Below are 13,885 nucleotides of genomic sequence, written 5' to 3'. Positions count from 1 at the left end.
AAACCGACAGGGGCAAACACAACATATTGAATAAGGACAGGCTATGAAAATTGCGCGCCATTTCACAAAGGAGGGACAATCTCCCTACACTGGTATTGAATTCCATAAAGCGACAAGTGAAATCAAAAATCCCAATGGTTCGATCGTTTTCAGGCTCGAAAATATTGATGTTCCCAGCCAGTTCAGTCAGGTAGCGGCCGATATTCTGGCACAAAAATATTTCCGCAAGGCAGGCGTACCGGCAGCCTTGAAAAAAGTAGAGGAAAATGGCGTTCCTTCATGGCTTTGGCGTTCTGTAGCAGATGAAAAAGAACTGGCAAAAATTGCCGAAGACAGGCGTTATGGTTCGGAAATGGACGCGCGACAGGTTTTGGATCGTCTGGCCGGAACATGGACCTATTGGGGCTGGAAAGGCAAATATTTCGATACCGAAAATGATGCCCGCGCTTTACATGACGAACTTGCCTATATGCTTGCCACTCAACGTGTCGCGCCCAACAGTCCGCAGTGGTTCAATACAGGGCTGTTCTGGGCTTATGGTATTGATGGTCCAAGTCAGGGACATTTCTACGTCGATTGGAAAACCGGAGAGCTGACAAGGTCGAAATCGTCCTACGAACATCCACAACCCCATGCCTGCTTCATTCAATCTGTTGCGGATGACCTTGTGAATGAAGGCGGCATTATGGATCTATGGGTGCGTGAAGCCCGCCTTTTCAAATACGGTTCCGGTACGGGTTCGAATTTTTCGCAATTGCGCGGCCAAGGTGAAAAACTTTCCGGAGGCGGTAAATCTTCCGGTTTGATGAGCTTTCTAAAAATCGGTGACCGGGCAGCCGGTGCAATCAAGTCGGGCGGTACTACGCGTCGCGCAGCAAAAATGGTTGTGGTCGATATCGATCATCCCGATATTGAAGCCTATATCGATTGGAAAGTTCACGAAGAGCAAAAAGTAGCCGCTTTGGTGACCGGTTCCAAAATTGTCAAAAAACATCTCACAGCCATTATGAAGGCTTGTGTCAATTGCGAAGCAGATAACGGAGACTGTTTTGACCCTAACAAGAACCCGGCATTAAAACGGGAAATTCGGGCAGCCAAAAAAGATCAAGTTCCGGAAAATTACATTCAACGCGTTATCCAATTTGCCCGTCAAGGCTTCCGTGATATGGAATTTGATACTTATGATACAGATTGGGATTCGGAAGCCTATCTTACTGTATCAGGGCAAAATTCGAACAATTCTGTTTCTTTGAAAGACGAATTCTTACGTGCTGTCGAAAATGACAGCGATTGGAACCTTATTCGTCGCACAGACGGAAAAGTGCATAAAACAGTACGCGCCCGTGATTTGTGGGACCGTATTTCTTATGCAGCTTGGGCTTCTGCCGATCCGGGTGTGCACTTCAATACAACCATGAATGATTGGCATACATCACCAGCCGAAGGGCCGATTCGCGCGTCAAATCCGTGTTCCGAATACATGTTCCTCGATGATACGGCCTGCAATCTTGCCTCGATCAATCTGTTGACCTATCGCAATCACGATGGTTCTTATGATCTCGAAGCTTATGAACATAGTGTCCGTCTATGGACTATCGTTCTCGAGATATCGGTGATGATGGCGCAATTTCCATCCAAAGAAATTGCCAAACGTTCCTATGAATACCGCACACTCGGGCTTGGCTATGCCAATATTGGCGGCTTGTTAATGACTTCCGGTATTCCTTATGATTCGGACAAAGGACGCGCAATTTGTGGTGCCCTTACTGCAATAATGACCGGCGTTGCTTATGCAACCTCGGCTGAAATGGCCAAGGAACTTGGTGCATTCAAAGGATATAAGCCAAATAAAGACAATATGTTGCGTGTCATTCGCAATCATCGCCGTGCGGCCTATGGGGAAACGACAGGTTATGAAGGTCTATCCGTTAATCCGGTGGCTTTAATCGAAAAAGATTGCCCGGATCCGAAGATGGTCGAACGCGCCCGTAAAGCCTGGGACAAAGCCTTGGAACTTGGTAAGCTCTATGGCTATCGCAACGCCCAAGCTACAGTTGTTGCACCGACCGGCACAATCGGCCTCGTTATGGATTGCGACACAACCGGTATTGAACCTGATTTTGCATTGGTGAAATTCAAGAAACTTGCTGGTGGTGGTTATTTCAAAATTATCAATCGCGCTGTGCCGGAAGCTTTACGCACATTAGGCTATTCCGAAAGCCAGATTGCCGAAATCGAGGCTTATGCGGTCGGTCACGGGAATATTAATCAGGCGCCAGCGATTAATCCGACAACATTGAAAGCCAAAGGTTTCACTGACGAAAAGATCGAAACTTTGAACGAGGCAATGAAAAGTGCCTTCGATATCAAGTTCGTCTTCAATAAATGGACATTGGGCGAGGATTTCTGCAAAAATGTTTTGAACTTCACTGAAGAACAGCTTGATAACGTTTCTTTCGAGATGCTCCCTGCTCTCGGCTTCTCGAAAAAGGATATTGAGGCCGCCAATCTTCATGTTTGCGGTGCAATGACGCTTGAGGGTGCCCCTCATCTCAAACAAGAGCATTATCCGGTATTTGATTGCGCCAATGCTTGCGGAAAAATTGGTAAACGCTATCTGTCGGTTGAAAGCCATATCCGCATGATGGCAGCCGCCCAACCTTTTATTTCCGGGGCTATTTCCAAGACAATCAACATGCCGAATGATGCGACTGTTCAAGATTGCGCCGATGCCTACATGTTGTCATGGAAACTCGCATTGAAAGCCAATGCGCTTTATCGTGATGGTTCGAAATTGTCCCAGCCATTGAATGCATCGCTCATTGCCGATGACGATGATGAAGATGCGGTTGATAACCTGATTGAACAACCGGCGGCTGCACGTACGGCAAAAGTTACAGAAAAGATCGTCGAAAAAGTCGTTGAAAAATATATTCATGAACGCGAAAAATTACCGAATCGCCGGCAAGGCTACACGCAAAAGGCGATCGTTGGCGGCCATAAAGTCTATCTTAGAACCGGTGAATTCGGTGATGGACGCTTGGGTGAAATTTTCATTGATATGCACAAGGAAGGCGCTGCATTCCGTGCAATGATGAACAATTTCGCTATCGCCATTTCGCTTGGGCTACAATATGGCGTACCGTTGGAAGAATATGTCGATGCTTTCACGTTCACCAAGTTCGAACCGGCTGGAATGGTTCAGGGAAATGATGCAATCAAAAATGCGACGTCAATTCTTGACTATGTTTTCCGGGAGCTCGCGGTTTCTTATCTCGGTCGTTATGACCTTGCCCATGTCGATATGTCCGACTTTTCCAACACAGCCTTGGGTAAAGGCGTTAGAGAGGGCAAGACAAACCTGATTTCAACAGGTTGGACACGCGGTTACAATCTGAAACTGACAGATCCCAAAGGGCCGGTTGCAAAAATCGCGACGCCAGCCACTAAGTCGAATGTAACGACATTGAAAACTGCAACTGCTGTCCAATCAAAAGCTTCATCAGCTTTGGAAACGCATGGCGCTACTGCTTTGAAACAGGACTTGGCTGAAGAAGAAAACAAAATCAATAATTTGTTCGATGCCGATACTTCTGAAGAAGCAAAAGCCGAAGAAATGGCCAATGAAGTTGCAGAGGCCAAGAAACTCGCATCTGACCGCAGAAAACAGGCTATGATGCAAGGCTACACCGGAGATATGTGCTCCGAATGTCAGAATTTCACAATGGTGCGTAATGGCACTTGTTTGAAATGTGACACATGTGGTGCTACAAGTGGTTGTAGTTGATCATTTTACATTTTTCCTAATTCTCCTAACGGCCCCTTTGAGGGCCGTTTTTTATCACTCCCCTATGGTTACAGAACGCGAAATTCATGCTCTGCTTTTTTCATTCCCGAAACACGAATGGAGCACGCGAAAAGACCTATCAAAAGACCCGATTGATCGCTCGGTTGCGTCATTTTCTACTTTTTCAAATCTATTTTCGGGATAGATCGCTTATAGAATATAAAAATCGATAATCGCAACACGCCAGCCCGATGAAGAAATCGCGAAAACAATTTGTTCAATTGTTCATGCGGTTCCATTTACATAAACAACGAACGCCGCTTGTTATAAATTCACGATCAGAAGCTGATTTGTATTCCTCGTCCTATGAGAGATTTTCCCGAACATAGGATAGATAATTACAATTTCTTTCCATCAACTTATCTCATGTTGGTTAACTTGCTGGTCTTTCACCGTATGGCCGCCAATTCACGACATATGCGCTATGATCAGGTCTGTCCAAATAAGACTTACGGTAACTGTTATAAGAAAAGTTTTAAACAGCCATAAAAACCAACTCGCCTAAGTTGGACAGCAAAATTTTTTTGTCACACAAAATATTCAACCGGCCTCTTTAGCCAAGAGATAAGAGACAAGAGCTGTTATCCAATCACTATAGAAACGAAAATACCTCAAAAAGGATAGAAACACCGATTGGTTGAAATATTCACTTTTTGATTCAAGTTTTTTATTTATGAGACTGATTTTTAATTACTTTTCAGACAAAAACAATTTTCGTCACTTCCTTGGAATGATCGAACAATTGCGCTTCTCTGATGATATTTCCTCTTTATGCAGCCTCGACCACAAAACGCATATGCTTACTGATCGCATTTTTAGATAACGACTTTAAGGCCTGAGACCATAATTTCGTGTTCCGATAAAAGTTTGAACAATTCTTTTTCAAAAAGATTTAAATTCTTTTCCAGTCACTGGCTAACTGGTGCCGGAACCATGTCATTTGGCGTTTTGCATAACGGCGCGTACCTGTTTTGGCTTTGACAATTGCCGTTTCGATTGAATCTTCACCTCGTAAAACTCGGTTGAATTCTGGTACACCAATGGCTTTCATAGCGGGCATTGAAGGATCCAATCCCAGTTTTATCAACGAACGGACTTCGTCCAAAGCACCATTATCAACCATTTTATCGAAACGATCTTCTATACGGCGATAAACAAGGTTACGGTCCGGCATTAAAAGTAATTTGGTGACATCTTCACCTTCAAGTACCGGTTTAGTCTTTTGACTTTGCCAATAACCAAGAGGTTTTCCTGTTGCCTCATAGACTTCCAGCGCACGAATAATTCTCTGGCCGTCATGTTCGCTCAAACGACGAGCGACCGGACCATCAATATCTTTAAGAATATTGTAAAGCGCAGATGCACCTTTTTTCTTCAGCTCTTCACGCCATTTTTCTCTTATATTTGCCGGTATATCAGGAATTTCGGCCATGCCTTCCAATAAGGTTTTAAAATAGAGTCCCGTTCCTCCGACAAAAATAAGAGGGCCTTCAACAGACTTTATGATATCCGACGCATCTTTAAGCCATTGACCTGTAGAATATTGTTTTTCTGGCGAAACATAGCCGTAAAGATAATGTGGAACGCGCCCCATATCATCATTGCTCGGCCGTGCGGTGATAATCTGTAAAACGCTGTAAACTTGCATAGAATCGGCATTGACAATCGAGGCCCCGCTTTTCTCTGCCAATTTTAAAGCAAAATCCGACTTGCCGCTTGCCGTTGGTCCCGCTATCAAAGTAATTGTTCTTTTTTTCATGAGCGGAGTTTTCTATGTCCCGAAGTGAGTTGCTTGTGGCAACGTTGATTGCCAATCCTGATAGACCGGTTTTAACACCGCAGCTCGTTGATAAAGCCTCTCATAGTCTTAATGCAAGCACTGTCTATTGGCTTTGTGACGGAGTTGCATGTGATATCCCGCTTGGTGACAATATCGGGCCAGAAAAAGCGAAACAAGCCTTGCGTGCCGCACTTCAGGGCGAACCGGTGGATTTTGCTGTCCAAATTCAAGACAAGAGGCGAAAAAAACTGCTTGTCGCCGACATGGACTCAACCATGATCGGACAAGAATGTATTGACGAACTTGCCGATGTTGCGGGATTGCGCGACTATATTTCCGACATCACCAGACGCGCCATGAATGGCGAAATTGCATTTGAACCGGCACTTCGCGAGCGGGTATCCCTGTTGAAAGGTCTGCCATTATCAATCATTGACGATGTCATTGAAAACCGTATTACTCTGACCAATGGAGGAAAAGAACTTATCGCCACCATGCGCGGGAATGGCGCTTACACCGCCCTTGTTTCAGGCGGTTTTACATTGTTTACAAAAAAAATAGCAAATGCAATCGGTTTTGACGAACACAATGCCAATGAACTTGTCGTTGAAGACGGGCATCTTGCCGGTGTTGTCAATGAACCGATTTTAGGCAAACAAGCAAAATTGGAAAAGCTTGAAGAACTCTGTAACAAATTGAATATTTCACCGGGAGATGCCATGGCCGTAGGTGATGGTGCTAATGACCTTGCAATGCTTAATCTGGCCGGTTCCGGTGTTGCACTGCACGCCAAGCCACTCGTGGCGGAAGCTGCTTCAATTCGTATTGATTATGGTGATCTGACCGCTCTTCTTTATCTACAGGGTTATCGCAAGTCGGATTTTCTCTATTGAAAAATATCTCGTAATCATACTCCGGCGAGAAAGAAATTCGCTTTCTCGAGTTTGATAGTCAATTCGCCAAATCCGATATGGTAAAAGGCGCTGAAAAACCAAATCATGGAAAATAGGCGCATTAAAGCTTGTTTCAAACACCGTCTGTTTTTGTGTTGAAGTGATAATTCAATGCGAACGGGTTGGCCTGAACAATTATAGAAGCAGTTACGCCTTATCATTGATAATGAATTTAGCTATCCGATATTGATGGTCAGAAAACATGTAAAAAAGCTCGCTCCAGTATCGTCCGAATATCGCACATCATTCAAGACGTAATGTAACGAAGCGTAATTCTCCATCCTCGCCAGCAACCATTAAAAGCGCATTTTTACGGCCGTTTGCGCGTAAAAGTTCTAACTGTTTTGCAACATCTTCCGGCGTTTTGACAGCCTGCTGATTGATATCAACGATAACCTCGCCAGTGCGAATACGTTTTTCGTCAGCCGCACTATTTGCCGTAACGGCAGTAACGACAACGCCATTAATATCCGGTTTGATATGGAAGCGTTTGCGCAGTTCGTCCGATAGTGCCGACAATGTCATCCCCATTGCGTGGATGGAATCAGAGGCTTCCGCCTTTTTGTCTTCTCCGCCATGCTCGTCGTCGTCAGAAGTCTCGGTTTCCAGTTCCTTTTCTTTGAGGCGCCCAAGTTTCACTTTTACTGTCTTCTCTTCGCCATTGCGAAGAATAGTTACGTCGACAATTTTACCCACGGGACTTTCAGCAACTATCCTTGGCAATTCACGCGCGTCTTTAATGGCATGCGTACCAAAGCGCGTGATCACGTCCCCGTCTTTCAATTGAGCATTATCGACAGTTTTATCGTCAATTTTGCCGGCAACAAGCGCACCTTCCGCTTTTGGCAATTTCAAACTATCCGCAACTTCCTGACTCACCGGCTGAATTCTTATTGCAAGCGAGCCACGACGGGTTTCACCAAATTGCTTGAGCTGATCCAACACACCGGTTGCCATATCGGAGGGGATCGCAAAACCGATACCGATAGAACCTCCGGATGGCGATATAATTGCGGTATTGATACCAATGACTTTGCCGTTCATATCGAAAAGCGGACCGCCGGAATTGCCGCGATTGATCGCTGCATCGGTCTGAATAAAATCATCGTAAGGACCGGCACTAATGTCACGATTGCGCGCCGAAATAATGCCGACTGTCACTGTGCCGCCAAGGCCAAACGGATTTCCGATAGCCATAACCCAATCGCCGATGCGTGCACTTTCAGAATCACCGAATGAAACGGCGGTAAGTTTTTTGCCCTTGGGGTCAACCTGCAAAAGTGCGAGATCCGTTTTACTATCTTTGCCCAGAAGCTTTGCCTTGAGCTTGGAACCATCGGTAAAATTGACCTCTATATCATCAGCATCAGCGATGACATGATTGTTGGTGACGATTAGCCCTTTTTCAGCATCAATGACAAATCCGGAACCAAGAGACTGGACTTTGCGCGACTGGTTCAATTCGTTTTTATCATTTTTCGACGAGAAAAAGTCGTTAAAATATTCCTGAAAAGGTGCTCCCTCTTCCACTTTCGGCGGGGTGGTCTTGTCTGTCTGTTCTGTGCCTTTTATTGTTTGGGAGGTTGAAATATTGACAACTGCATCCAACAAACCCGACGCAAGATTTGCAACCGATTCAGGTGCTTTGTGTTCCAACGCGACTTCTGCAAAACTTTCAGACTGAGAAAATGAAACAACCGAGCAAAGAGCCGCAGCAAGCATAAAACGCTTTAACACCATATTCCTATCCCATCTGAAAGCGACAATGACCGTGCTATCATCCCGTTTAAAACATTTCATGACAAAGGGGAATGACTGAATTCTTCTTGAACCCGCCTTTACCCCAATTATCAATAGCTGATTTTTACCCTATCATTTACGAATATGAAAGCCACACAATAATCAAACCGATGACCATTGCACAAAAGCCGCTCAGACGTAATATATGTTCAGGCGTCACATGTATCTGTGACGCCATTTTCTTTACCAATACCGGAAAGCCTGCATAAACAAGTCCTTCGATAAAAAGAACAAGACCAATTGCAGTAAAAAAGAGCTCCATCAATTATTTGCCGGTGCAGTCACTTTTCCGGTCGCGAGCGGATTATGGAAATAATAGAAGAAATCCTCGTTCGGCGAAATAACCATCGGTGTCGATTTCAACGTCTTATAATTTTCCATTGCCAGCCAGAAATCATAAAATGACGGATTGGTTTTTCTCGCTTCCAGCAATAGACGAATGCTTTCGGCCTGTCCTTCACCGCGGGTAATTTCGGCGTCACGCTTGGCCGCTGCAACGATTTCTTCGTATTCGCGATTGGCTTCGGCCACAATGCGGTCCCGTTCCTGCTGACCACGAGCACGAATATTTTCGGCTGCTGCCTCACGTTCGGCGGCCATCTGGCGATAAACGTCTTCCGATACAGCATCTGTCAAATCGGTTTTACGGATTCTGACATCAACAATTGTAATGCCGAGTGAACCGGCATCAGCCGAAAATTGCTGCTGAACCTCTTCCATCATAGCTCCGCGTTCATCCGACAGGGCAGCTTTGAATTCGCGCTTTCCATAAACGGCACGCAAAGCATCAATGAAGCGTGGTGCCAGGTTTTCCTCTGCCGCAACTTGCGGACGACCCGAGCTGATGCGCTGCAAGAACAATTTCGGATCGGTTATCCGATAGATGAAGAATGCATCGACCTCATAATAGGCACCACCGCGGACCTGCACGGATTGCGTAGGAACATCATAGCGCAACAGACGATTATCAATAATGACTGTTTGGTCGATAAAAGGCGTTTTGAAGTAGAGTCCCGGTTCCTGTTCGACTCTGACAATTTGCCCGAAACGTTTAACTGCAATCTGCTGACGTGGATAGACGATAAATACCGACATCCAGATCGCTAACAGAACAACAATAATGACACCAAGGGCAATGAAAAAACGGTTCTGCTGCATTACTGTTGCCCTCCTGTGGTATCAGAGCCAGATTGGGTTGGCTTTGCCGCCGTGGAAGTTGCGGACGGCCGATCCTTTGCCGACATCAATTCGTTCAAAGGCAAATAGGAAACAGGTCCACCGTTTTTCTGATCAAGCACCAGTTTATCCGGTGCATTGAGAATGCTTCCTATTGTTTCCATATAGAGACGGTAGCGGCTCGCCTCGGGGGCTACTGCTGCCTCATGCGAGATTGCTTCGAAACGTTCCGCACGGCCTTTTGCCTCTTCAATCATCTGGGCTTTTTCACCCTTGGCAACTTCGCGTGCTTTTGAAGCCTCACCGTTGGCTTGCCCCAATTTCTTGAAACGTACGCGGTTACCCTCTTCAATCATACGTCCACGTTCCTGTTCAGCCTGCTGAACAGAATTAAAGGCTGCTGCAACTTTCGTCGGCGGAGCAGCCTCGCTTATAGAAACACGATTGATCTGTACACCGATTTGATATTTATCGGCTGTCGACTGGATAATCTTTTTCACGTTATCGGCAACTTCTTCTTTCTTGTCACGCAGAACATCGTCAACCGGACGGCGTCCGATCACTTCGCGCATGGCACTTTCTGCAACCTGACGCACAGTGCCTTCCTGTTCATTGACATTGAAGAGATATTTGCTCGGATCGGAAATGCGATAATATACGGAAAAATTGACATAGACGATGTTCTGGTCGCTTGATAGCATCAAACCGTCGCTCTGTTGCGTTTGCCCGGGCTTACCGCCGATGGCAATCGATTTTTCCGTAAGTGGCACTTTCAAATAATTTTCAATCGGCCAAAAATGGAAATGAAGACCGTCATTGATAATGCCAGATTTCGGCACACCAAATCTCAGTTCAACAGCCTGTTCATTCTGCTGGACAATGTAGAAACACTGAAAAAGCCAGAATATGATTGCAACGATAATCACAACAAGTACGATGGCACCACCGCCGAACTGTTTGAGTGTATCCTGACCTTTGCGCAAGATATCGTCTATATCCGGACCATTACCGCCATTATTTCCGCCGCCATTGCCGCCCGAACCTGTCGGCTTTCCGCCCCACGGATTTTTGTTATTGCCATTATCATTTCCACCACCGCTCCAAGGGCTTCCGCCGTTATTTCCGCCGCCTCCCCATGGGCCGCCGCCATTCTGATTGCTCCAGGGCATAATCACCTCTTGCTCAGCGCTATAGTCGCGCAAATTTATCGTTCCTCTTTTATAGGGATGTAAATCTAACGTTTCAACGCATTGATCGCGCTTTTGTCCTTTTTTCAAAGCTTATTGACGTTTATAGACGACAAATCTTGTAGGAAATGTGTCTTTTGGCCCTTCCGGCACCATTTCAGTTGATAAAGCTCGCCAATTTTCAGGATTGAATGACGGGAAAAATGTATCGCCTTCAACGGGTGATAATATCTCCGTCACATACATACGATCGGCAAAAGGCAACGCTTCTTTGAAGACCGTTCCTCCACCGATGACAAATATCTCATCCGTTTTTGCTTTTATTGCTTCTTCCTCGGCTATCTGTCGTGCTTCGGAAAGAGAATGGGCAACAAGCGCCCCCTCGCCCGAAAAAGACTTGTCCCGGGTGATGACAATATTGACCCTTTCCGGTAGCGGCTTTCCGAGCGAATCCCATGTTTTACGCCCCATAATTACAGGATGCCCGAGTGTCAGTGATTTAAATCTCTTCAAATCGGTTGACAAACGCCACGGCATTCCGCCATCGCGACCAATAACACCGTTTTCAGCAACAGCAACAATGAGACTGATCGTTGTCATCAGACTGCCACCGGTGCTTTTATGTGCGGCGCTGCTACATAGTTTTCGAGTTCAAAATCCTCATATTCGAATTTGAAAAGATCCTTGACTTCCGGATTAAGTTTCATCGTCGGCAAGGGCAATGGTTCGCGTGTTAATTGCAGCTTCGCCTGTTCAAAATGGTTGGTATAGAGATGGGCATCGCCGAATGTGTGAACAAAATCTCCGGCCTTCAACCCTGTGACTTGTGCAATCATCATTGTCAACAAAGCATATGAGGCAATATTGAAAGGCACTCCCAGAAATATGTCTGCCGAACGTTGATAAAGCTGGCAAGACAGTTTTCCATCGGCCACATAAAACTGGAACATGCAATGACACGGCGGCAATGCCATTTCATCAACCAATGCGGGATTCCACGCCGAAACAATCAGTCTACGGGAATAAGGGGTCTTGACAATCATGTCGACAACCTTGGCAATCTGGTCGATGTGGCGGCCATCCGGAGCTGGCCAGGACCGCCATTGATAGCCATAAACAGGTCCGAGATCGCCATTTTTATCTGCCCATTCATTCCAGATAGAAACGCCGTGTTCGTTCAACCATTTGATATTGGTATCACCACGCAAAAACCATAACAGCTCATAGATAATCGAGCGGACATGAAGCTTCTTCGTGGTCAAAAGCGGAAAGCCTTTGGAAAGATCAAACCGCATCTGGTAGCCAAATACCGAACGCGTCCCCGTTCCGGTACGATCGGAACGGTCAACGCCGTTTTTCAGAACATAAGAAAGAAGGTCAAGATAGTTTTTCATGACTTTTTCATTAGCAGATTCTTTTCAAAAGGGGAATAGCCACCCCATGCTCACCCCCACCTCTTTCAACAATAAATCACACTGGAAGTTAAATCACGTGTGAAGATTGTATTTTTCGGTTTTGAAACGTCTGAACTACTCTGCCGCTGTCGCGCGGGAATTTTTACGATTAATCTTTTCCGAAGCTTCAGGCATTTTCAAGTAATGAATCATGTAAGTTCTATAACGTCTTCATTCGAAACGCATTTTCGAGGAGCATTATCGAGATATGTGAGGCTTTGAAGCGAAGTTCGTAAATTAAAAAGACTTTCGTAAACTTCTGGCTTTGGAAATTCCATTATCGGTAAAACCACGTTCGACAAGAGTTCGGAGAGTAATATTCGGACACGTCATTATTTTGGAAGCCGGAAATTTTGCAGAAACTGTCGGACTCTCAAGATTCAAAAGTTTTTCGGCCTCTGATTGTTGGTAAGTGAGAACGAGGCGAACCTAACCTGTCTCATTGAATAAACAGGCCTAACACCCGATTTTTCACTCTAGCTAAGATAAGTTTCAACCAGCCGCACCCAATAAGTGCTTGCACGCAATAACAATTCATCATTGAAATCATAATGGTCGCTGTGGAGGTTTGCGGTGTTGCCATTACCTATAAAGAAATAACAGCCTTGCTTCTTCTGAAGCATATAAGAAAAATCTTCACTGAAAGTGAACGGTTGCGACCGCTCTTCGATAGCGTCTTTGCCAAACGTTTTTTCGGCAACACTACGAGCAAAAGCGGTCAGTGTTCTATCGTTTTGGCAAGCAGGATTGAGATGAAAATAGTCGATTTCACATTTTGCTCCGAAGACATTTGCCTGATATTCGGCAATCTCTTTTACACGTTTTTCAAGAAAATTGCGCGTTGTCTCGTCATAGCTGCGGATCGTCAGTTTCAATTCTGCGGTTGCCGGAATGATGTTATATGCTTCGCCGGCGTGAAAACTTGCTACCGTTACAACGGCAGCTTTTAACGGCGATATATTGCGCGAAACTATTGTTTGCAATGAAGTAACAATTGCAGCACCGACAACAATCGGATCGACCGATGTTTCCGGCTGCGCACCATGGCCGCTTTTTCCCTTAACAACAATTCTTGCGCGGTCCGAAGCGGCGGTTGCGGCACCCGGAATAAAGCAGAATTTCCCTACTGGAACACCCGGAACATTATGATAGCCGAAGATAGCCTCGCAGGGGAATTTTTCAAAAATTCCCTCTTCAATCATACGCCGTGCACCCCCCAAACCTTCTTCGGCCGGCTGGAAAATAAGATTGAGCGTACCGGAAAATTGCTTTGTGCGAGCCAGATAGCGAGCCGCCGCCAACAAGCTTGATGTGTGCCCGTCATGGCCGCAGGCATGCATTTTTCCGGAGTTTTTACTGGCATAGGACAAGCCGGTTTGTTCGGTAACCGGCAAGGCATCCATATCAGCGCGTAGCCCCAATGTTTTTTCGCCATTTCCGGCTTTTAAAGTTGCAACTATGCCGGTTCCGGCAAGCTTGGAGACTTTATATCCCCACCCCTCAAGCAATTTGGCAACAATAGCAGAGGTTGCTTTTTCTTCAAAACCGGTCTCGGGATTGGAGTGGATTTGATGGCGCAACGCGGTCATTTCTGGCAGATAGAGCCTGATGGCAGCAGCGACTTCACAACTATCTTCTATCATTTTCAATTACAGCCGGCGTGCCTTTCTCGCGAGGCACTCCGGATT

At 45.7% G+C, this 13,885-nt stretch carries 10 protein-coding genes; 2 read left to right on the top strand and 8 right to left on the bottom strand.

Translation table 11 applies throughout. The features are described from left to right. The first annotated feature begins 43 nt into the window (after positions 1-43). The gene (locus BBC0178_RS05050) at positions 44-3,787 is read left to right on the top strand and encodes a vitamin B12-dependent ribonucleotide reductase (RefSeq protein ID WP_078039425.1); all 3,744 of its coding nucleotides are present in this window, start codon (positions 44-46) and stop codon (positions 3,785-3,787) included. Between the two features lie 952 nt (positions 3,788-4,739). Here BBC0178_RS05050 and miaA read toward each other — a convergent pair. After that, positions 4,740-5,606 (bottom strand): tRNA (adenosine(37)-N6)-dimethylallyltransferase MiaA, encoded by an 867-nt coding sequence (gene miaA / locus BBC0178_RS05045; protein ID WP_078039424.1) that lies wholly within the window; start codon positions 5,604-5,606, stop codon positions 4,740-4,742. Between the two features lie 14 nt (positions 5,607-5,620). Here miaA and serB point away from each other — a divergent pair, with 14 nt between their 5' ends. Further along, positions 5,621-6,520, top strand: a complete 900-nt coding sequence (gene serB, locus BBC0178_RS05040; RefSeq protein ID WP_078039423.1) for a phosphoserine phosphatase SerB — start codon at positions 5,621-5,623, stop codon at positions 6,518-6,520. 303 nt (positions 6,521-6,823) lie between these two features. On the opposite strand, the gene BBC0178_RS05035 is transcribed toward serB, so the two are convergent. The 7 genes from BBC0178_RS05035 to BBC0178_RS05005 all read right to left on the bottom strand — a co-directional run bounded on the left by BBC0178_RS05035 (position 6,824) and on the right by BBC0178_RS05005 (position 13,840). Further along, on the bottom strand, positions 6,824-8,320 hold the full coding sequence (locus BBC0178_RS05035) for a Do family serine endopeptidase (protein ID WP_078039422.1): 1,497 nt from the start codon (positions 8,318-8,320) through the stop codon (positions 6,824-6,826). Positions 8,321-8,456: 136 nt separating this feature from the next. Next, positions 8,457-8,642, bottom strand: coding sequence for a DUF2065 domain-containing protein (locus tag BBC0178_RS05030; RefSeq protein WP_078039421.1), 186 nt, complete (start codon positions 8,640-8,642; stop codon positions 8,457-8,459). Then, positions 8,642-9,538: a protease modulator HflC gene (hflC, locus tag BBC0178_RS05025; protein WP_077971213.1), complete on the bottom strand. Its 897-nt coding sequence runs from the start codon at positions 9,536-9,538 to the stop codon at positions 8,642-8,644. Before hflC ends, BBC0178_RS05030 begins: the two co-directional genes overlap by 1 nt. Beyond that, positions 9,538-10,725, bottom strand: a complete 1,188-nt coding sequence (gene hflK / locus BBC0178_RS05020) for an FtsH protease activity modulator HflK (protein WP_077973518.1) — start codon at positions 10,723-10,725, stop codon at positions 9,538-9,540. The genes hflC and hflK overlap by 1 nt, the downstream gene beginning before the upstream one ends. Before the next feature lie 111 nt (positions 10,726-10,836). Beyond that, on the bottom strand, positions 10,837-11,346 hold the full coding sequence (locus tag BBC0178_RS05015; RefSeq protein WP_149867420.1) for a dihydrofolate reductase: 510 nt from the start codon (positions 11,344-11,346) through the stop codon (positions 10,837-10,839). Further along, the gene (locus tag BBC0178_RS05010) at positions 11,343-12,137 is read right to left on the bottom strand and encodes a thymidylate synthase (protein ID WP_078039419.1); all 795 of its coding nucleotides are present in this window, start codon (positions 12,135-12,137) and stop codon (positions 11,343-11,345) included. Before BBC0178_RS05010 ends, BBC0178_RS05015 begins: the two co-directional genes overlap by 4 nt. 536 nt (positions 12,138-12,673) lie before the next feature. Then, on the bottom strand, positions 12,674-13,840 hold the full coding sequence (locus BBC0178_RS05005; protein ID WP_078039418.1) for a M20 aminoacylase family protein: 1,167 nt from the start codon (positions 13,838-13,840) through the stop codon (positions 12,674-12,676). Between the last annotated feature and the right edge of the window lie 45 nt (positions 13,841-13,885).

It is taken from the genome of Ditibartonella apihabitans (genome assembly GCF_002007485.1).
GTDB lineage: Bacteria > Pseudomonadota > Alphaproteobacteria > Rhizobiales > Rhizobiaceae > Bartonella > Bartonella apihabitans.
This window is presented reverse-complemented; position numbering and strand designations above follow the sequence as displayed.

What these genes read in the sequence shown, in the direction of transcription:
- serB (WP_078039423.1), top strand. Translation starts at nt 5,621, where the DNA reads ATGTCCCGAAGTGAGTTGCTTGTGGCAACGTTGATTGCCAATCCTGAT.
- BBC0178_RS05050 (WP_078039425.1), top strand. Translation starts at nt 44, where the DNA reads ATGAAAATTGCGCGCCATTTCACAAAGGAGGGACAATCTCCCTACACT.
- BBC0178_RS05035 (WP_078039422.1), bottom strand. Translation starts at nt 8,320, where the DNA reads ATGGTGTTAAAGCGTTTTATGCTTGCTGCGGCTCTTTGCTCGGTTGTT.
- hflC (WP_077971213.1), bottom strand. Translation starts at nt 9,538, where the DNA reads ATGCAGCAGAACCGTTTTTTCATTGCCCTTGGTGTCATTATTGTTGTT.
- BBC0178_RS05010 (WP_078039419.1), bottom strand. Translation starts at nt 12,137, where the DNA reads ATGAAAAACTATCTTGACCTTCTTTCTTATGTTCTGAAAAACGGCGTT.
- miaA (WP_078039424.1), bottom strand. Translation starts at nt 5,606, where the DNA reads ATGAAAAAAAGAACAATTACTTTGATAGCGGGACCAACGGCAAGCGGC.
- hflK (WP_077973518.1), bottom strand. Translation starts at nt 10,725, where the DNA reads ATGCCCTGGAGCAATCAGAATGGCGGCGGCCCATGGGGAGGCGGCGGA.
- BBC0178_RS05030 (WP_078039421.1), bottom strand. Translation starts at nt 8,642, where the DNA reads ATGGAGCTCTTTTTTACTGCAATTGGTCTTGTTCTTTTTATCGAAGGA.
- BBC0178_RS05005 (WP_078039418.1), bottom strand. Translation starts at nt 13,840, where the DNA reads ATGATAGAAGATAGTTGTGAAGTCGCTGCTGCCATCAGGCTCTATCTG.